Origin of the sequence: Streptomyces sp. NBC_00659 (assembly GCF_036226925.1) — a bacterium.
Lineage (GTDB): Bacteria > Actinomycetota > Actinomycetes > Streptomycetales > Streptomycetaceae > Streptomyces.
On the sequence record NZ_CP109031.1, the window covers coordinates 8,382,326 to 8,401,113 of the forward strand.

At 71.3% G+C, this 18,788-nt stretch carries 18 protein-coding genes; 7 read left to right on the forward strand and 11 right to left on the reverse strand.

Annotated elements, in window-relative coordinates; translation table 11 throughout:
* Positions 1 to 72: 72 nt before the first annotated feature.
* Together OG410_RS36545 and OG410_RS36550 are read left to right on the forward strand one after the other, a co-directional pair.
* Entirely contained in the window at positions 73 to 681 is a 609-nt protein-coding gene (locus OG410_RS36545) for a TetR/AcrR family transcriptional regulator (RefSeq protein ID WP_329303065.1), read from the forward strand.
* 137 nt (positions 682 to 818) lie between these two features.
* On the forward strand, positions 819 to 1,544 hold the full coding sequence (locus OG410_RS36550) for a DUF2470 domain-containing protein (protein WP_329303066.1): 726 nt from the start codon (positions 819 to 821) through the stop codon (positions 1,542 to 1,544).
* Here OG410_RS36550 and OG410_RS36555 read toward each other — a convergent pair.
* The 3 genes from OG410_RS36555 to OG410_RS36565 form a co-directional block, all read right to left on the reverse strand.
* Positions 1,512 to 2,759, reverse strand: a complete 1,248-nt coding sequence (locus OG410_RS36555) for a lactonase family protein (protein WP_329303067.1) — start codon at positions 2,757 to 2,759, stop codon at positions 1,512 to 1,514. The two genes, OG410_RS36550 and OG410_RS36555, sit on opposite strands and share 33 nt — an antisense overlap.
* A 110-nt stretch (positions 2,760 to 2,869) precedes the next feature.
* On the reverse strand, positions 2,870 to 3,943 hold the full coding sequence (locus tag OG410_RS36560) for a hypothetical protein (protein ID WP_329303068.1): 1,074 nt from the start codon (positions 3,941 to 3,943) through the stop codon (positions 2,870 to 2,872).
* A 77-nt stretch (positions 3,944 to 4,020) separates the two neighbouring features.
* Positions 4,021 to 5,274 carry an FUSC family protein gene (locus tag OG410_RS36565; protein WP_329303069.1) on the reverse strand — a complete coding sequence of 418 codons (1,254 nt, stop codon included), beginning with the start codon at positions 5,272 to 5,274 and terminating at the stop codon, positions 4,021 to 4,023.
* Between the two features lie 118 nt (positions 5,275 to 5,392).
* On the opposite strand from OG410_RS36565, the gene OG410_RS36570 reads away from it, so the two are divergent.
* On the forward strand, positions 5,393 to 5,998 hold the full coding sequence (locus OG410_RS36570; RefSeq protein WP_329303070.1) for a TIGR03086 family metal-binding protein: 606 nt from the start codon (positions 5,393 to 5,395) through the stop codon (positions 5,996 to 5,998).
* A 103-nt stretch (positions 5,999 to 6,101) separates the two neighbouring features.
* On the opposite strand, the gene OG410_RS36575 is transcribed toward OG410_RS36570, so the two are convergent.
* Positions 6,102 to 6,596 carry an FBP domain-containing protein gene (locus OG410_RS36575; protein ID WP_329303071.1) on the reverse strand — a complete coding sequence of 165 codons (495 nt, stop codon included), beginning with the start codon at positions 6,594 to 6,596 and terminating at the stop codon, positions 6,102 to 6,104.
* A gap of 165 nt (positions 6,597 to 6,761) precedes the next feature.
* Between OG410_RS36575 and OG410_RS36580 the strand changes: the two genes are divergently transcribed.
* On the forward strand, positions 6,762 to 7,772 hold the full coding sequence (locus OG410_RS36580; RefSeq protein ID WP_329303072.1) for a phosphotransferase family protein: 1,011 nt from the start codon (positions 6,762 to 6,764) through the stop codon (positions 7,770 to 7,772).
* Between the two features lie 84 nt (positions 7,773 to 7,856).
* On the opposite strand, the gene OG410_RS36585 is transcribed toward OG410_RS36580, so the two are convergent.
* Genes OG410_RS36585 through OG410_RS36600 form a run of 4 tightly spaced genes read right to left on the reverse strand, consistent with a single transcriptional unit; the run spans position 7,857 to position 12,454 of the window.
* Positions 7,857 to 9,215, reverse strand: a complete 1,359-nt coding sequence (locus tag OG410_RS36585) for a GH1 family beta-glucosidase (protein ID WP_329304384.1) — start codon at positions 9,213 to 9,215, stop codon at positions 7,857 to 7,859.
* 47 nt (positions 9,216 to 9,262) lie between these two features.
* Positions 9,263 to 10,132, reverse strand: a complete 870-nt coding sequence (locus OG410_RS36590; RefSeq protein ID WP_329303073.1) for a carbohydrate ABC transporter permease — start codon at positions 10,130 to 10,132, stop codon at positions 9,263 to 9,265.
* Complete coding sequence (locus OG410_RS36595; RefSeq protein WP_326784058.1) at positions 10,125 to 11,126, reverse strand: carbohydrate ABC transporter permease; 1,002 nt, start codon at positions 11,124 to 11,126, stop codon at positions 10,125 to 10,127. Before OG410_RS36595 ends, OG410_RS36590 begins: the two co-directional genes overlap by 8 nt.
* Positions 11,127 to 11,140: 14 nt before the next feature.
* On the reverse strand, positions 11,141 to 12,454 hold the full coding sequence (locus tag OG410_RS36600) for an ABC transporter substrate-binding protein (protein WP_329303074.1): 1,314 nt from the start codon (positions 12,452 to 12,454) through the stop codon (positions 11,141 to 11,143).
* Positions 12,455 to 12,623: 169 nt separating this feature from the next.
* Here OG410_RS36600 and OG410_RS36605 point away from each other — a divergent pair, with 169 nt between their 5' ends.
* On the forward strand, positions 12,624 to 13,946 hold the full coding sequence (locus OG410_RS36605) for an ROK family transcriptional regulator (protein WP_329303075.1): 1,323 nt from the start codon (positions 12,624 to 12,626) through the stop codon (positions 13,944 to 13,946).
* Positions 13,947 to 14,127: 181 nt separating this feature from the next.
* Positions 14,128 to 14,961 carry an alpha/beta fold hydrolase gene (locus OG410_RS36610; protein ID WP_329303076.1) on the forward strand — a complete coding sequence of 278 codons (834 nt, stop codon included), beginning with the start codon at positions 14,128 to 14,130 and terminating at the stop codon, positions 14,959 to 14,961.
* A 39-nt stretch (positions 14,962 to 15,000) separates the two neighbouring features.
* Here the strand turns inward: OG410_RS36610 and OG410_RS36615 are convergent, their stop codons facing one another.
* Positions 15,001 to 15,960 carry an SDR family NAD(P)-dependent oxidoreductase gene (locus tag OG410_RS36615; RefSeq protein WP_329303077.1) on the reverse strand — a complete coding sequence of 320 codons (960 nt, stop codon included), beginning with the start codon at positions 15,958 to 15,960 and terminating at the stop codon, positions 15,001 to 15,003.
* 301 nt (positions 15,961 to 16,261) lie between these two features.
* Entirely contained in the window at positions 16,262 to 17,281 is a 1,020-nt protein-coding gene (locus OG410_RS36620; protein WP_329303078.1) for a PHP domain-containing protein, read from the reverse strand.
* 253 nt (positions 17,282 to 17,534) lie between these two features.
* Here OG410_RS36620 and OG410_RS36625 point away from each other — a divergent pair, with 253 nt between their 5' ends.
* Positions 17,535 to 17,771, forward strand: coding sequence for a hypothetical protein (locus tag OG410_RS36625; protein WP_328673096.1), 237 nt, complete (start codon positions 17,535 to 17,537; stop codon positions 17,769 to 17,771).
* Positions 17,772 to 17,858: 87 nt separating this feature from the next.
* Here the strand turns inward: OG410_RS36625 and OG410_RS36630 are convergent, their stop codons facing one another.
* On the reverse strand, positions 17,859 to 18,653 hold the full coding sequence (locus OG410_RS36630) for an SDR family oxidoreductase (protein ID WP_329304386.1): 795 nt from the start codon (positions 18,651 to 18,653) through the stop codon (positions 17,859 to 17,861).
* Positions 18,654 to 18,788: the final 135 nt, after the last annotated feature.

Consider the following 18,788-nt stretch of genomic DNA (forward strand, 5'->3'; position numbering starts at 1 on the left):
TGTTGTACGTGAGTTCAATAGCGGTGTTCAGTCTGATCCCGTTGTTGAACCGGCGTCAAGTAAGGTGCGGGCATGACGGGGAAGCAGGGGGAGCGCGGGCGCCGTCGGCTCAGTACCGAGGCGCGCCGGGAGCAGTTGCTGTCGGTCGGCGCCGGCCTGTTCTCGGAGAGCCCGTACGACGACGTCTGGATCGAGCAGGTCGCCGAGATCGCCGGAGTCTCGCGCGGACTCCTTTACCACTACTTCCCGACGAAGCGGGACTTCTTCGCCGCCGTGGTCGAGCGCGAGAGCGGGCGGATGCTGCGGATGACCGCGGCGGTGCCCGGTGTCCCGGTGCGTGAGCAGCTCGGCGCGGGGCTGGACACCTTCCTCGGGTACGTGGAGGAGCACGCGCACGGGTTCCGTGCCTTCCACCGTGCCGACGCGGCCGGTGACCAGGCGGTGCGCAGGGTCTACCAGCAGGCGCTGGCCGCGCAGGAGGCGCAGATCCTCTCGGCCCTCGCCGCGGATCCCGAGCTCGGCCGGTCCTGCGAGGACCGGCCCGAACTGCGGATCGCCGTCCGCGGGTGGCTGGCCTTCACCACGGCCGTGTGCCTTGAATGGCTCCGGGGCGCGGACCTGACGCGTGAGCAGGTGCGGGACCTGTGCGCGCGGGCGCTGCTCGGCACGATCACGCCCTGAGACCCGGTCGGCCCGGTGACCGCGACTCCCCTTTCGGCGGGCGTGGATCCATGGCCGGCCGTTCGGCCGACGAGGAGTGGTTGGCGTACGCCCCGATCTTCGATAGGTTAGGCAAGCCTTACCTAAGGAGGAAGCTGATGGGTGACCGTGACACCTGGACGGCCGCGCCCGCCGCGGCGGAGTATGCCCGTTCGGTGCTGGCCGCGGCCTGGTCCTGCGCGGTGAGCGCCGAGGGCGGCCGGGAGGAGTTCTTCGGCTCGCACTCCGTCACCGCGGACGGCCGGGTGCTCCTGCGGGTGCCCGAGGACAGCGCGCTGCTCGCCGCGGCCATCTGCTCCCCGCGCGGAGAACCGTCCGCCGTCCTGGAGTTCGCCGATGTCGCACCGGTTCCCGTACGGAACCGGGTCCGCGCCCGGCTCTGGCTCGCCGGCTGGTTCGTCCCCGAGGACGGGCAGCTCTCGTTCCGCACCACCCGCGCCGTGCTGCGCCGGCCTGGCGGGACGGTCGTGGTCGACCTGGACGAACTGGCCGAGGCCCGGCCCGACCCGCTGGCCTTCGCCGAGGCCCAGCTCCTCACCCATCTCGCCGACGCCCACCCGGACGCCGTCGAGCGGCTCACCCGCCTCGTCGAACCGGACAGTCTGCACGGCGCCGTGCGCGTCCAGCCCCTTGCCGTCGACCGCCACGGACTCACCCTGCGCATCGAACGCGCGCGCGGAAACGGTGATGTGCGCCTGCCGTTCCACGCACCCGCCGACGACGTCTCCCAGCTCACCGAGCGCATGCACGTCCTGCTCACCCAGGCGAGTCTCGCCTCCTGCCCCCGTCCCCTACAGCGGCAGCGCACAGACCGCGAGGGGTGAGACGAACGGCTCGCCCGCGCGCCGGAGTTCACCGCTCTCCTGGTCGACCCGGAACACCGTGACCGTGCTCGACCGCTGGTTCGCCGCGAACAGCAGCCGTCCGTCGGGCGAGAACGCGATGTGACGCGGGAAGTCGCCGTCCACGGGCACCGTGTCCAGCAGCCGCAGCCGGGCGCCGTCCGCCTCGATCGCGTACCGCGTCAGGCTGTTGTGGCCCCGGTTGGCGAGAAACGCGTACGAACCGTTCGACGTCACTAGGAGCTGGGCCGGGTAACTCGTCCCGCTTCCCGTGCCCGTGGACTGCGGTTCGCCCACCGAGAGGCGGCCGGTCGCGGGGTCGTAGCCGCAGACCGTCACCGTGTTGTCGACCTCGTTGGCGAGATAGGCGTACCCGCCGCCGGGGTGGAACGTGAGATGGCGCGGGCCCGCGCCCTGCCTCGTCCGCGCCCGGGAGACCTCGGTGAGCGTGCCCCGGGTGTCGTCGAGACGGTAGCTGTACACCGTGTCGGTGCCCAGGTCGACGGCGAGCAGGTGCCCGCCGTCCGGAGCGGTGACGAACTGGTGCGCGTGCGGGCCCTGTTGGCCGGGACCGGGTGCCGGGGACGTGTGCGCGGCCAGATCGGTGCGCTCGCCGAGCGCGCCGGACGCGTCGATGGGATGCACCGCGACGCTGCCCGAGGCGTAGTTCGCGCTCAGCAGCCAGCGGCCGTTCGGATGCACCGACAGATGACAGGGGCCCGAGCCCCCGGTGGAGCGGCTGCCCAGCACCTCGTTCCCCGGGAGACGGACGGCCGTCACCGCGCCCGCCGTCTGCTCGTCGACCGCGTACAGCGTCCGGCCGTCCGGATGCACCGCGAGGAAGGAGGGGTTGTCGACGCCCGTCACCACACCGCCGCCCGTGACCGCGCCGGTCGCCGGGTCGTACGTGGCGACACCGATCCCCTTCCCACCGCCGTCGCCCGAGGTGTAGGTACCCAGGAACAGCGGACGCGGACCGGAGGCGGGAGCCGGGGACACGGGTGCCGACGCGGCCGCCGACGCCGAGGGACCGGGCGGCGGCGCCTTCGGGAGCGGCGCCGTCACAGCGGGGTCCGCCCGGGGCGCCGCGCATGCCGGGACCGTCGTGATCGCGGCGGCCCCCGCCAGCGCGCCGAAGAAACGCCGTCTGGTCCAGCCGCCGCCCGTGCCGCGCGACGGCCCTGCACCACTGCTCATGCCTGCACCTCGGGGTGTCGGTTGCCTCGGCCGGAACGGCCACCTTGGCGTGCGACACCCCGGACGTGCAAGAACGGCCCTGCGCGTTGCGCCCCGCGCAACGCCGCGACCTACCAGTCGCCGTCCCCGACGGGCTTGCCCGGCGCGTCACCCAGCGGCTGCACCTGATGGGGCGAGGGCTGCTGCCAGGGCTCGTGGTCGTCGCCCAGCCAGTCGCCGACCGGCTGCACCGAACCGAGCTCGTCCGTGGGCGCCAGATCGGTGGCGTCCTGGTCGTAGTAGTCGAACCAGGGAAGCCCCGCGCGGGTGTACGCGGCCCGGTCCACCGGGGACGGCGGCGGCGCCTCGCCGGTGATGCGGCGCCACTCCGGCGGAGTCACGAGGTGGACGAACACGCGTCCGGCCGGCTCCTTCGCCCAGGCCTTCAGCGGCCGGTCGTCGCGGTAGACCTCCTGGCGCATCGAACCGCCGACGCCGAGACCCATCGCCGGGGCGCTGCGCGGACGCGGGGCACCCCCTGGACGCGCGGCTCCGGGCGCGGCGCCCGGCGCGGGCGGCGCGGCCGTCATCGGCATGGCACCGCCGTACGCGCCGACCGAAGGAGGCATCGGAGGCATCCGCAGACGCTCCTCCGCCTTGCGGCGCTCCGCCTCCCGCCACGCCGCCAGCTCCCCGGCCTCGAGCGGGAACGACTGGAGCTGGACACCGCCCCAGACCTCCTCGCCGGTGACCTGGCCCTCGACCGTCGCGCCCAGCCCCAGCGGCACGGCCACGAACTGGCGGACCGTCCCCTTGCCGGAGTTGATCCCGTCGAGCCAGGGCTGCCGGGGGAGACACACATAGTTCTGCGGGTCACGGGTGAGCCGGGAGGTCCAGGGTTTGCCGGACACGGCGCACACCTTGCCGACGCCCACCTGCAACGCGGCCGGCTCCGCCGTCCCGGCGAAACTCAGCCACATGGCCTCGCGCAGATACACCGGCAGCATCACGCCGCCGCGCGCCCGCCACTCGGCGGGCACCCGGTCCCCGTAGTCCTCGACGCGCCGGACGGGGAACTCGCCGAGCCCCGGCGGCAACGCGTGCGTGCCCGTCTCGGGCAGGCGCAGCGTCCGTATGAACCGCACCTGCACCCCGCCCGGCAGCCGCAGCGCGTTCCCGTCGATCCGCACGGTGTCCTCGGTCATCCGCCCGCCCCCTCGTTCTCCTGCCGCCGGGGCGGCTCACCGCCACGGCTTCGTGCCGTTTCCTCTCACGGAACTCCTCACCTAGAACGCCCGGAGACGGGGGAACGGTTCCGGTTCCGACGCGGCAGACGCAGCCGGCGCCGCAGCCGGGTCAGGCGCGGCCGCCGCTCGTGCTGCTCGCGGGTGCAGCGGTCCAGCTCCTCGAACAGGCGGCGGGTGCGGTGCTCGGTGTCCAGTTCGTCGAGGATGCGGGTGACCTCGGTCAGCACGGAGCCGTGAAGCTGCCACTGGCTCGGATCGCGCCGGACCTCTTCGAGGAAGAGCTGGGCCAGTTTGTCGCGGGTGGCGGCGGCGGTGGCGAGTTCCGCGCTGAGCCGCTCCTCGGCGGACGCGGCGTTCCGGGCGACGTCGCTGGTCACCAGCACCGCGAAACTGACGATCGCGTCGGCGACCTCGGACAGCAGCTCCCGCAGGACGGCCCCGGCCTGCGGTTCGAACAGGGGCCGGGGCTCGCGCTCCTTGGCCAGGTCGGTGAGGCTGCGCGCGATGACCCGCAGGACCACGGTGCAGATCTCCAGGGTGTCCAGGCCGGTACGCAGCACGACCCGGTGCAGCAGCCCCTCGCGCACCCGCGGGTTGAGCTTCAGACTGTCCTCGGCCTGCCGCAGGGCCGCGTCCACCCCGGCGATGTCGTTGTCGAGCCGGCGGGCCTCGTGCAGCCGCTCGGCCGCCACATGGGAGGGAGTGTGCGCCACGGCGCCCTCGCCGACCCGCAGCATGAGCTGCCGCATCCGGCGTGCCAGGTCCTCGATCTGCTCACCGGCCACGCTCACCCACACGGGGGGCGCGAGCACGAGGTTGCAGGCGAGACCCACCACCGCCCCGATCAGCGTCTCCAGCACGCGGGCCCACGCGGTGCTGCCCACGCGGGTGACACCGAGGACCAGCATGGCGCTGATCGCCACCTCCGGCACGAACTCGTCGACCCGGACCAGATGTCCCACCACCAGCGAGGCGAGGATGATCAGGCCCAGACTCCACCAGGTCAGGCCCACCAGGCTGCTGAAGCCGATGGCGATGACGACGCCCACCACCACGGAGTTCACCCGCCGGATCGCGGTGGTGATCGTCGAGTACAGGGTGACCTGAACGACCAGCAGCGCGGTCAGGGGCGCGGTCAGCGGCGCGGGCTCGGGACTGAGATGGATGGCCACCACGTACGCGATCGTCGCGGCGGCCGTCGAACGAAGTGTCTGGACGACCACCGGCTCCCGGCGCCGCTCCACGATCTTCGCGACGGATGTCGTCCACTCACCGCGTGCCTCTTGCATCCTTCGGGCCTTCCCGTTTAACACGGGTACCGAACGTGCCGATTGCGGACCGATCCTGTCCGCAAAGGGTCCTGGATTGAAGGCATCAACCGGGTCGGACCGCATCAGGAGGCACCGAATGAGCGCAATGAGCGACGTCGAGGGCATCGAACTGCTGACGCTGTCGTACGACCGGCTGCGCGCCGTGGCCGCCGGTGTGCCGGAGGGCGCCTGGTCGGCGCCGACGCCGTGCGGCGAGTGGACGGTGGCCCAGGTACTCAACCACGCCCGGCTCGACCAGCAGGCGTACGGCGCGGCGGTCACCGGCACGGGGTGGCCCGAGCAGGACGCCTTCCACCCGCAGGACACTTTGGAGGCCGACGTGACGGCGGAGCTCGACAAGGTCCTCGTGGGCGTCGCCGACGTCTACGCGGGGCTGTCCCCCGAGGCGGAGGAGGTGGCGACGCCGCTCGGGCCGCTGCCGTTCCGTGTCGCGGCCGCCGCGGCCGCCATGGACGCGGGCGTGCACGCCTGGGACATCGCCGTGGCGACCGGCCAGACGTCCCCCCTCGACGACGCCCTGGCCGGCGGCATCCGGCTCGCGGCGGACCGGCTGGCCGACCACCTGCGCGACGCGTTCGGCGTGTTCGCCGCCGCGCGCGAGGTCCCGGCGGAGGCCGGCCGGGCCGAGGCACTGCTCGCCTTCCTGGGCCGGGACCCGCACTGGACGCCTGCCGCCATCTGACGCGTCCGGGACGGCCCCCGCCCCCTCCGGCGGGGCGGGGGACGCTCCCCGGGCCCCGGGGAGCTTCCCGGGCGCCCGCGGGAGTGCGGGCGGTGCGCAGGGATCAGCCGTGCAGCTTCGCCAGGAAGGCCGAGAGGTTGCCGACCGTCCTGGCGATCTGCTGCTCCGTCGTGAGGGTCTCCTCGAAGCGGCTGCCCGACTCCAGGGACTTCTTCCCGCGTACATAGAGCGAACAGGCCAGGTCGGCGCAGATGTAGATGCCCACCGAATTGCCCTCGCGGCCCGCCGCGCCCGCCTTGCGGGCCGTCATCAGCGAGACCCCGCTGCCCGGGTGCGTCGTCAGGCACAGCGAGCACATGCTGCGGTGCAGGAGCCCGCGCCGGGAGGAGGGAAGGCGCAGGGCGACGCCCACGAGGTCTCCTTCCTGTTCGGACACGAGATAGCTCCGGTCGGGAGCTCCGGGATCTCGCCAGCCCAGGAAGTCCAGATCGTCCCAGGGGCGTTCGGCGAGATCGCGAGGCGTCGCCAGCCGCTTGGCCTCCCCCCGGGAACAGTTGACGAACGAGTCGCGGACGGCCTGCTCGGTTAGTGGTCGCATGGGGTTCTCCTGGTTCGCTCGGGTACCTTCGGTAAAACCTAGGGGTACTAGGTTTTGGCCGAAGGTACCTAGCCCGACGGAGAGGATCCACTGGATTTCCGGAATGAACGGAACCGTGTCGCGCGACGGCTGCCGATTCAGGGGTTCACCTGACAGGGTGGGCGCATGGACGAGGAGGGCTCGGGAGCCGGAACGGACGAGTGGGAGCGGGCCGGGCGGGCCCTCCGGGAGGCCGGGCTGCCGCCCGGGAGTCTCGTCGGCCGCCGGGCCCTGTCCGGCGGCACGTACAACACCGTCGAGGAGCTGAGGCTCACCGACGGCACCCGCTACGTCCTGAAGGTGCCTCCGCCGGACACCGCCCCCGCTCTGGCGTACGAGCGGCAACTTCTTGTCTCCGAAGCGGAGTTCTACCGGTGGGCTGCCACCGTCGGCGTACCGGCGCCCCGGGCGGTCGGAGATCACCGCGACGGCCACCTGCTCATGACGCACTGTCCGGGCGAGCCCTGGGGAAACCTGCCCGACGGTGAACGCAGGCCGCTGCGGCGAGAGTTGGGGCGCATGGTGGCCCGGCTGCACGGGGTGACCGGCCCGGGCTTCGGCTATCCCTCCGGCGCGCTCGGTCCGCTGGCTCCCGACTGGCGGACCGCCTTCACCGGGATGTACGAAGCGCTCCTGGACGACGCCCACCGCTACCGTGCCTGGCTGCCGCGCCCCGTCGACGAGGTGGCCCGTACCGCGCGGACCGCCTTCGACGCCCTGGACGAGGTCACCGTCCCCCGCCTCGTCCACTTCGACCTGTGGCGGGGGAACATCCTGGTCGAGCGGGCGGAGGCGGGCCCGCGCATCGGCGGTCTGATCGACGGCGAGCGCATGCTCTGGGGCGACCCGCTCGCCGACTTCGTCTCCCTGGCCCTGCTCGGGGACATCCGCCAGGACACCGATTTCCTGACGGGATATCAAGAGGGTGGTGGAGTGGCCGAGTTCGATGGAGCGGCTCGGCAGCGCCTGGCCCTGTACCGCAGTTACCTCTATCTGATCATGCTCATCGAGACCGTTCCCCGCGCCTCCGGCGACGAACGGGACGCCTGGGTACGCGCGACGGTGGCCCCGCAGTTCACGGCCGCCCTCGACGAGATCGGCCGGGGCGCGAACACCCCGGCCGAACACGGTTCCTAGACCCTGCCGCTTGGATCACGCGGCGGGACGCGCGGCCGGACGGCAGGCCCCGGAGCCGGCCGCGCGCCCGGCGGTCGGCCGGGCTCAGGCCGCCTTGCTCGCGCCCCCGCGGTGCTCGCGGACGATCTCCGCGTAGCGGTGACCGCTGCCCTTCACCGTCCGTACCTGCGTCTTGTAGTCGACGTGCACCAGCCCGAACCTCTTGTCGTAGCCGTACGCCCACTCGAAGTTGTCCAGCAGCGACCAGGCGAAGTAGCCGGCCAGCGGAACGCCCTTGCGGGCCGCCGAGGCGCAGGCCGCCAGGTGCTGTTCGAGGTACGCGGTGCGCTCCGGGTCGTCGACGGTCCCGTCGGGGCGTACGACGTCGGGATAGGCGGAGCCGTTCTCCGTGACGTACAGCTTGCGGGCGCCGTACTCGTTCGTCAGGCGCAGCAGCAGACTCTCGATACCGGCGGCCTCGACCTCCCAGTCCATGCCGGTGACGGGCACGCCGGGCCGGCGGACCTGGCGGGCGTACGGGGCAGGCCCGGTCGGGTCGTCGACGACGCTGGAGGGGAAGTAGTAGTTCAGCCCCAGCCAGTCCAGCGGCGCGGCCATGGTCTCCAGGTCGCCCGCGACCTCCGGGAGTTCGACCCCGTACACCTCGACCATGTCGGCGGGGAAGCCGCGGCCGTGCACCGGGTCGAGCCACCAGCGGTTGGTGTGCCCGTCCTGCCGCTTCGCCGCCGCAATGTCCTCCGGGCGGTCGGTGGCGGCCTCGATGCTGCCCAGGTTGTTCACGATGCCGATCTGCGCGCCGGGCGCGGCCGCGCGGATCGCCTGCGTGGCGAGCCCGTGGCCGAGCACGAGGTGGTACGAGGCGCGGACGGCGGCCGTGAGGTCGGTCAGGCCCGGGGCCATCCGCCCCTCCAGGTGGCCGATCCAGGCCGAGCACAGCGGCTCGTTGAGGGTGGTCCAGTGCTGGACACGGTCGCCGAGCCGCTCCGCGACCACCGACGCGTAGGCGGCGAGGTGGTGCGCGGTGTCCCGGGCGGGCCAGCCGCCCCGGTCCTGGAGCACCTGCGGCAGGTCCCAGTGGTAGAGCGTGACCGAGGGCGTGATGCCCGCCTCCAGCAGGCCGTCGATCAGCGCGTCGTAGTAGTCGAGCCCCTTGGCGTTGACCGCGCCGTCGCCGCCCGGCATCACCCGGGGCCAGGCGACGGACAGCCGGTAGGCGTTGGTGCCGAGCCCGCGCATGATGCCGATGTCCTCGCGCCAGCGGTGGTAGTGATCGCAGGCGACGTCCCCGTCGTCACCGTTGTCGATCTTGCCGGGGGTGTGCGAGAACGTGTCCCAGATGGAGGCGGAGCGGCCGTCCTCCGCGACGGCACCCTCGATCTGGTAGGCCGACGTGGCCGTGCCCCACAAGAAGTCCTCGGGGAGGGCGGCAAGGTCGATGGTCACTGAAGTCCCTTCGTCGTCAATGGTGTCGATGTCCTCGGCGGGGCCGGTCACTTGACGGCTCCCGCCGTGAGACCGGCGACGAGATAGCGCTGGAGCAGCAGGAAGCCGGCCACCACGGGGACGCTGACGACCAGCGAGGCGGCCATGATCTGGTTCCAGTACACGTCGTTGAGCGTGGAGTAGCCCTGGAGGCCGACGGCGAGCGTGCGGGTGTCGTCGTTGGTCATCACCGACGCGAACAGCACCTCGCCCCAGGCGGTCATGAAGGCGTAGACGGCGACCGCGACGATGCCCGGGATCGCCGCGGGAACGACGACACGGAAGAGCGCCCCGAGCGGGCCGCAGCCATCGACCAGCGCCGCCTCGTCGAGATCGCGGGGCACCGAGTCGAAGTACCCGATCAGCATCCAGATCGAGAACGGCAGGGAGAAGGTCAGATACGTGAGGATCAGACCCCCGCGCGAGCCGAACAGCGCGATCCCGGTGGCGTTGCCGATGTTGACGTAGATCAGGAACAGCGGCAGCAGGAAGAGGATGCCGGGGAACATCTGGGTGGACAGCACGGTGACCGTGAACACGCGCTTGCCGCGGAAGCTGTAACGGCTCACGGCGTAGGCGGAGAAGACGGCGATCACGACCGAGCAGATCGTGGCCGCCCCGGCCACGATCAGCGAGTTCGCGAAGTACTTCGCCAGCGGCACCGTCGACCAGATGTCGATGTACGGCCGCAGCGTCAGTCCGCTCGGCAGCCAGCGGAACTTCCCCGAGACGTCCGCGAGCGGCTTCAGCGAGCTGGAGACCATGACGTAGACGGGCACCAGGACGAAGCCGGTGAGCAGGGTGAGGAAGATCCGCCGGGACCACAGGAAGGACCGCGGGGGAGCCATCGGCGAGCGGTGGGTGGTGGTGCTAGACATCGGCCGTCTTCCTTCCCCGGGAGGTCAGCAGGAGGTAGACGCCTGTCACGACGAGCAGGAAGAGCAGCAGCAGCACGGACATCGCCGAGCCGGTGCCGAAGTTCCACGTCACGAAGGACGCCTGGTAGATGTGGACCGATATGAGGTCCGCCGCCTCCGGGGCCGTCTTGCCGAACAGGACGAACGGCGTGTTGAAGTCGTTGAACGTCCACAGGAACAGCACCAGCACCAGGACCTGGTTGACCGGCCGCAGCGACGGCAGGGTGATGCGGCGAAGCTGCTGCCACAGACCGGCCCCGTCGAGAGCGGCGGCCTCGTACAGCTCGCCCGGGATGTTCTGCAGGCCCGCCATGACGATCAGGAAGGCGAACGGCCAGCCCTTCCAAACCGACACGGTGAGCAGGGCGTAGAAGCTGTTGTCGCCGATCAGCCAGAACGAGGGCTTGTCGGTGAGGTGGAGCTGGTCGTGCAGGACGTGGTTCACCAGGCCGTTGTCGTGCTGGAACATGAACACCCAGGTGATCACGGCCGCGTAGACGGGCAGTGCGTACGGCACCAGGAACAGGGCCCGCAGAATGCCGCGCCCCCGGAAGGTGTCCTGCATGTAGATCGCGGCCGCCGTGCCGATCAGCCAGCACAGGCCGACCGAGAGCAGCGTGAAGCCGATGGTGACGAAGAAGGAGTGCAGCAGCGCCTCGCCGACGGGTTCGTCGAAGTGCACCGACACCGAGTAGTTGTCGAAGCCGGCCCAGGGCGCCGTGCCCCAGTCACGGATGTAGAACTGGGTGAGCTCCTTGAAGCTCATCACGATGCCGATCACCATCGGCACCAGGTGGACCAGGAGTTCGAGGACCAGCGCGGGCAGAAGCAGCAGGTAGGGGAGTCCGATGCGCTTGATCCGCCCGGTGCGGCGCGGGCCGCGCGCCGCACCGGGGGAGCTCTTGCGCACCGTCCGCTCGCCGGGTTCGGCGGAAGCGGCGGTCGTGGTGGTCATGACGGTGTCCGCACTCACTTCTTCGGCATCTGCTGCTGGGCCTTCTCGAGCGCCGCCTTCACCGACGCGGTGGTCACCGCGCGGCCGCCGGCGGCGTCGGCGAACAGACCCTTGATGGCCGTACCGACCGCGGTCTCGAACTGGGACTCGTCGGCGACCTGCGGAAGCGCGGCGGCACTCTTGGCCAGGGTGTCCTTGAGAACCGCGTTCGAGGGGGAGTTGAACGCGGTGTCCGTCTGGGCGGTCTTGACCGGCGGGATGGAGCTGTAGGCGCCGTTGAGGATCTTCTGCTCGGCATCGCTGGTCAGGAACTTCACGAACTTCGCTGCGCCGTCGAGGTTCTTGGTGTTCTTGAACACGGCGAGGTTGATGCCCGCGACCATCGAGTTGACGTTCGTGCCCGTGCCCGGGGTGCCGGACTGCACGGGGACGGGGGCGATGCCGTACGCGTCCTCGCTCATCCCCTGCGACTTGAGGTTGGCGGCCGCGGACTGCCACAGCAGCATGGCGTTCTTGCCCTTGGCGAAGTCGCTCACCGACTGGTTCTGCGCGTACTCGGCGTTGCCCGGGGCGATGATCTTGTCCTTCGCCATCAGGTCCACGTACTGCTTGACCGCGGCCACGGCCCCGTCGTTGGTGAAGTCGGCCGCGCCGTCGGCGGTGAAGAAGTCGGCGCCGTGCTGCTTGGCGAAGACGAACGCGTGGTGGATGTTCTCCGAGGCGTTCGAGCCCTCCGCGCCGATGCCCCACTTGCCGCCCTTGGAGAGCTTCTTGCCGTCGGCGACCAGCTCGTCCCAGGTGGCCGGCGGGTTCGCGATCCCGGCGTCGGCGAACATCTGCTTGTTGTAGTAGAGCGCGTACGCCATCGAGTACAGCGGCACCGCGGCGGGGTCCTTGCCCTCGGCGCCCGTCGAGCCGAGCGCGGAGTCGACGAAGCGGTCCTTGCCGCCGATCTTGGCGAAGTTCTTGGCGTCCCAGGGCAGCAGCGCGCCGGTGGCCTGGAGCGAGGCGCTCCAGGTGTTGCCTATGTTGAGGACGTCCGGGCCCTGGCCCGAGGTGGTGGCGGTGAGGATCCGGTTCAGCAGGTCGGACCAGGGCACGACCTCCAGCTTCACCTTGATGCCGGTCTGCTTCTCGAACTTCGCCAGTTCGGGGGCGAGCGTCTTCTTGTCGATCTCGATGCTGGCACCCTGGTTGGACGCCCAGTACGTGAGCGTCTTCGGCGAGGCGTTGGACCCGCCGCTCGACGAGCCGCCGCCACAGGCGGTCGCGGCGGTCAGCAGGGTGATGGTGACCGCACCGGCGGCCGCGGCTCGGATTCTGCGCATGGCTGCTTCTGTCCCTTTCCCGGAGGGAGCGCACGAGGGACGCCCGGGTTCACTTCCCGAACGATCCTCATGGCTTAATTTAGGACGTGAGTTAAGACCCGGAAGAAAGTCGCGTCAAGGGATCGCGCAGGGGTATCTTGCAGTTCGGGCAGGCCGGAAGGGACTTCACATGGCGGGGCGGAACGGACGGACAGTGCGTGACCTGCGACGGGGCAATCGCACCGCCGTACTACAACGGTTGTATTTCGACGGGCCGATGAGCCGCTACGAGCTCGGCCCGGCGACCGGGCTGAGTTCCGGATCCATCAGCAACGTCGTCGCCGAACTCGTCGCCGACGGTCTCGTCGAGGAGGCCGGAAGCGTCGACTCCGACGGTGGCCGCCCCCGCACCCTGTTGCGTGTGGTGCCCGGAAGCGGCCACATGATCGGTGTGGACGTCGGCGAAACCCGCGTCCGTATCGAGCTGTTCGACCTGACCCTCACCGAACTCGCCCGCACCGAACATCCGTTGCAACGCCAGGGCTACGAGGCAGACCGGCCGCTCAGGGGCCGGGAGTACGACGTCGACGTCATCGTCGGCCACATCCGCGACGGCATCGCCGAGGTCCTCGCCGAGGCGGACATCGCCCCCGAACAGCTCCTCGGCGTCGGCATAGGGGTGCCCGGCATCGTCGCCCGCACGCCCGAGCGCGGCGCGGTCGTGCACGGCCAGACCATCGGCTGGGACGCCGTCCCGCTGGAGTCCCTGCTCCGCTCCGCCTGCGAACTCCCCGACACCGTCCCGTACTTCGCGGACAACGGCGCCCGAACCCTCGGCCAGGCCGAGATGTGGTTCGGCGCCGGACGCGGTGCCCGCAACGCGGTGGTCGTCCTCTTCGGCTCCGGCGTGGGCGCCTCTCTCGTCACCGAGGACGTCGAGAACGGCCGGTCCGTCGAGTGGGGGCATCTGACCGTGCGGGTCAGGGGCCGCCGCTGCCGCTGCGGCGCCCTCGGCTGCCTGGAGGCGTACGCGGGCGCCGAAGCGCTGCTGGACCGCTGGCGCGAGGAGGGCGGGCGGCCCCCGGAGGGCACGGACGAGGAGACCGCGCTCACCGCGATGCTCGCCGCCGCCTACCCGCCCGAGGGCACCGAGCCCGACCGCATCGCGCTCGCCGTCCTGGAGGAGACCGCCGAGTACCTCGGCGCCGGCCTCTCCGACCTGATCAACCTCTTCCAGCCCGAACGCATCCTCATCGGCGGCTGGGCCGGCCTCCAGCTCGGCTCCCGCTTCCTGCCCGCCGTCCGCCGCTACGCCTCGTCGTACGCCCTGCGCTATCCCGCCCAGCACGTCACCGTGGACCTCGGGCGCCTCGGCCCCGACGCCGTCACGGTCGGCGCCGCGATCCTCCCGCTGGCCGACTTCTTCGCCCGCGGCGGCCGGCGCGCCGAACCCGCGCCGACCGGACCGTCCCCCGCCTGGCGCACGGCCCTGGAGGAACGGGCACCGCACTGATCCCCTCCGCAGGCGACCGCGTTCGCATGACCTCCGGGGTAATCGACCCCGTCGCCGCCTCCCGGAAGCATGAAGGGCACAGCGACTGCCCGAGGGCCTGTCTGGCAATTCCCGTCTGCCCTTCGGGCGACGACGCGAATTGTCAGACAGACCCTCGTACCACCGGATCCCGGGAGGACCCATGCCGTACTTCGCGAGCCCCGTCGACGGTGCCCGGCTGCACTTCGTCGACTACGGCCCCGCCACCGGCCAGGTGGCCGTCTTCGTCAACAGCTCCTACTTCGGTACGGAGATGTGGGAGTACCAGATGCTGCCGCTCGCGGACGCCGGCTACCGGTGCGTCGGGTTCGACCGGCGCGGGCACGGCCGGTCCGAGGACGTCTGGGGAGGATTCGACCTCGACAGCCTCGCCGACGACGTCGACGGGCTGCTCCGGCACCTCGATCTGCGGGAGGTCACCCTGGTCGGACACTCCGTCGGGACCGCCGAGATCGTCCGTGCTCTGACCCGGCACGGGGTCGAGCGGGTGGCGAGGGTGGCGCTGGTCGCCGGTATGACACCGGGCCCCGTGCGGTCGGTGAACCATCCCGAGGGGGTCGACCCGGCACTCGTCGAGGCGGGCAACAAGGTGTTCCGCCACGACCGGGCCGCGTTCTTCGAGGACGGCGCCCACGCGTTCTTCGCCCTCGGCCTCCCCGGCAACGACCTCTCCGAGGCCTACGTGCGATCCATGATCGACCGCTGCCACGGCGCGACCGCCCGTGCCGGGGCCGCCCTCGGCGACCTCGTCGTCACCCTGGACGTCGCGCCCGAGCTCGCGAAGCTCGACCTGCCCGCCCTCGTCGTGCACGGGACGCACGACGCGTCGGCACCGCTGGACCTGACCGGCCGCCGGGCCGCGGAACTGCTGCCCGACAGTACGTTCAAGGTCTACGAGAATGCCGGACACGGCCTGTTCGCCACGCACCGCGAACAACTTACCGCGGATCTACGGGAGTTCATGTCAGGCTCCTGATGCGGCTGATGCGGCTGATGCGGCTGATGCCCGCGTGGCTCAGCCGAAGGCGTTCACCCCGGTCAGTTCGGCCGACAACTCCCACAGCCGGGCAGCCTGTTCGGGGTCCGTCGCGTGGGCGCTCACGCCGGTCCGGGTGCCGTCCGCCGGGGCGGGCTCGGCGATGTCGCAGTCCTCGCAGTACACCCCGCCCATGCCGGCCAGTTGCGGTGAGGTCGCGGCCCACACCTGAGTGGCCGCTCCCTGCCGGGGCGTCTTGAAGCCCTCGGGGTTCAGCGGCGTGCCGTTCTCGTCGATCCAGCCGCGGTCGACCATCTCCTGTTTGGGCAGGTGCCGTTGGAGCGGGGTGAGGATGCCGCCGGGGTGCAACGAGAAGGCCCGTACGCCGAAGTCCCGTCCCCTTCGGTCGAGTTCCACGGCGAACAGGACGTTCGCCGTCTTCGCCTGCCCGTAGGCCTCCCATTTGTCGTAGCCGGTCCGCCAGTGCACGTCGTCCCAGCGGATACCGGAGTAGTGGTGGCCCGCGGAGGACACGGAGACGACCCGCGCGCCGCCCGGCGCGATCGCGGGCCACAGCCGGTTGACCAGCGCGAAGTGACCGAGGTGATTGGTCGCGAACTGGGCTTCCCAGCCGGGGCCGACCCGCGTCTCCGGGCAGGCCATGATGCCGGCGCTGTCGATGACGATGTCGATGACGCGGCCCGAGGCGAGGAACCGTTCGGCGAAGGCGCGCACGCTCTCCAGGTCGCCGAGATCCAGTTCGTCGGTCTCGGCGCCGTCGATGTCCGCCAGCGCCTCGCGCGCGGTCGCCGGGCGCCGTGCCGGGACCACGACGTGGGCGCCCGCCCCGGCCAGCGCCCGGGTCGTCTCCAGGCCGAGGCCCGAGTAGCCGCCCGTGACGAGCGCGAGCTTGCCGGAGAGGTCGATGCCCCGCAGGACGTCGTCCGCGGTGCTCCGGGCGCCGAATCCCGAACCGATCTTGTGCTGTGCAGTGCTCATGCCTCGCACGCTACGAATTCGAGCGGACTCGAAGTCAAGCGGACACGGCCGTTGCGGCGAGCGGACGGCCTGGGCAAAGGAAAGACCCCGACCGGACGGGGGAATCTCGGTCGGGGTCGTCTGTGGGGGCACAGATGGCGGTCGCCTCGCGGCGAAACACTCCGCAGGGCTTCAGCCGGACGATCGTCCCTGCGGGCTGAGGTGAGGCCCGGGGACGCTGTCCCATCCGCACCCACGGCTTGTTCAACGGGTAACTACCTGTGGGTGTTCCCCGGAACGGGGCCGTCGGCGGTGACGTGTGTCACGGTGTCTCGTGGGTCCGGGTCCAGGCGAGCAGGTCCTCCAGCGTCCATGTGGTGACGACCCGCTCCGGCGGCACCCCGCACTCCTCGGCCCGCGCGCACCCGTAGATCTGCCAGTCCAGCTGTCCGGGAGCGTGCGCGTCGGTGTCCAGGGAGAACAGGACACCCGCCCCGACCGCCTGGCGCAGCAGCCGGCGCGGCGGATCGAGGCGTTCCGGACGGCTGTTGATCTCGACGGCCGTGCCGGTCTCCGCGCAGGCCGCGAAGACGGCTTCCGCGTCGAACGCGGACTCGGGACGGCCGCGGCCCGAGATCAGCCGGCCGGTGCAGTGGCCGAGGACGTCCGCGTGCGGATTGCGCACGGCGGCGACCATACGGCGGGTCATCGGCCCCGCTTCCATCCGCAGCTTGGAGTGCACGGACACGACCACCACGTCCAGCAGCTCCAGCAACTCCGTCTCCTGGTCGAGCGATCCGTCGTCGAGGATGTCGCACTCGATGCCGGTGAGCAGCCGGAAGGGCGCCCAGCGTTCGTTGAGGGCGGCGACGACCGCCAGTTGCCCGCGCAGCCGCTCCGGCGACAGGCCGTTCGCCACGGTCAGCCCGGGCGAGTGGTCCGTGAGCACCGCCCACGCGTGGCCGAGCCGTGCCGCGGTGCGCCCCATCTCCTCGATCGGGCTGCCGCCGTCGGACCAGTCGGAGTGCAGATGGCAGTCCCCGCGCAGCAGTTCCCGCAGACCCGCGCCGCCCTCGGCGAGCGGCCCGGCGGCCTCCCGCTCCACCTTCTCCAGGTAGCCCGGCACCTCGCCGGCCAGTGCCTCCCGCACCACCTGCGCGGTCTTCGGGCCGATGCCCTTGAGCGATTCCAGTGTCCCGGTCGCCGCGCGCTCGCGGACCTCGTCGGCCGGCAGCCCGGCGAGCAGGCCTTGCGCGGTACGAAAGGCCCGTACGCGATAGGTGGGCGCCAGACTCCGCTCCAGCAGGAACGCGATCCGGTCCAGGGCCTCGACGGGGTCCATCGGCACTCCTCCCTGCGGTCGCGACGGCCGCCGAACGCTCTCCCCAGCGTTGCCCAGCCGTCGGCGGACCGCACGGCGGACGTCCGGTGCGAGGGTGGTGCCGGGTTTCCGGACGTGGGGGCGGGCACGTCACCCGACCGGGCGAACGCGTCGATGTCCGCTGCCGCGCCCCTGCCGGGCGGCACGGGCCGGACGCTCCTGGTGCTCCACCACTGACCAGCGGGAACAGCGGGAATCGCTTTACGCTCTAGTCATGACCGAAAGCGCGAGCCCTCACATCTCCCACCCGCGGATCATGGTGCTCGGGGTGCAGCCGGGCACGCCGCCGTTCCGGATCATGGAGATCGACGGCGAGATGGTGGGCGAGGCGAAGGCGATCACAGATGTCCTGGAGTACGCGGCCGCGTACGGCATCACGGTCCACGATCTGGACGACCCCGAAGTGGTCCGCTGGGTGGGCGGCGACAAACTCACCTGGCATCCCGGCTGACGCGGTTCGGGCCCGGAACCCCGTCGCAGCGTGACCCCGCGCCGGGCTCCGGCCCGGCGCGGGGTCACGCGGTCTCGTACGGTGTGGTCAGCCGCCGGTGGCGAAGCCGGGGAAGAGGGTCATCCCGCCGTCGACGAACAGGGTCGTGCCGACCACGTAGTCCATGAGGTCGGAGGCCAGGACCGTCACCGCGTCGGCGATGTCCTCGGGCTCGCCGACCCGCCGGTAGGGGATCAGCTTGAGCAGGTCCGCCTCGGCCTCGGGGGTCTCCCAGGCGCTGCGGTTGATCGGGGTCTTGATGGCGCCGGGCGCGACGGCGTTGACCCGGATTCCGTGCGGGCCGAGTTCCTGGGCCAGCGTCTGCATGAGCATGAGGACACCGCCCTTGGACGCGGCGTAGTTCAGGTGACCGGACCACGGGATGATCTGGTGCACGGAACTCATGCAGACGATCTTTCCGGCGGAACGGGAGACCTCCGGCACGACACCGCGCCGCAGGAACTCCTTCGTCGCCTCCCTGGCACACAGGAACTGGCCGGTGAGGTTCACGTCGATGACCTTGTGCCACTTCTCGAGGGTCATCTCCGTCACCGGCGCGTCCCGTTGCAGGCCGGCGTTGGCCACCAGAACGTCGATCGTGCCGAACTCCTCCAGCATGCGTGCGAACATGCCGACGACCTGACCCTCGTCGGACACGTCCGCCTCGTGGGCGAAGGCCCGCACGCCGAAACCCTGGATCTGCCGGACCACGTCCTCCGCGGCCTCCTGTCCGGCGACGTAGTTGACGACGACGTCGGCGCCCGCCCGGCCGAGCGCGACCGCCGTCGCCAGTCCGATGCCGGAGTTCGCCCCGGTCACCAGGGCTTTCTGGCCCCGCAGCAACGGCAGTGCCGCGAGCTGCGCTTTGACGTCCACATCTGAGGTCACTGCCGTCTCCCGTCGCCCGCCGAACTTCGGCACCGGGGCACAACATTCCTCGGCCCTCGGCGCGTACGCGGGCCGACGGGTCGCCCCACC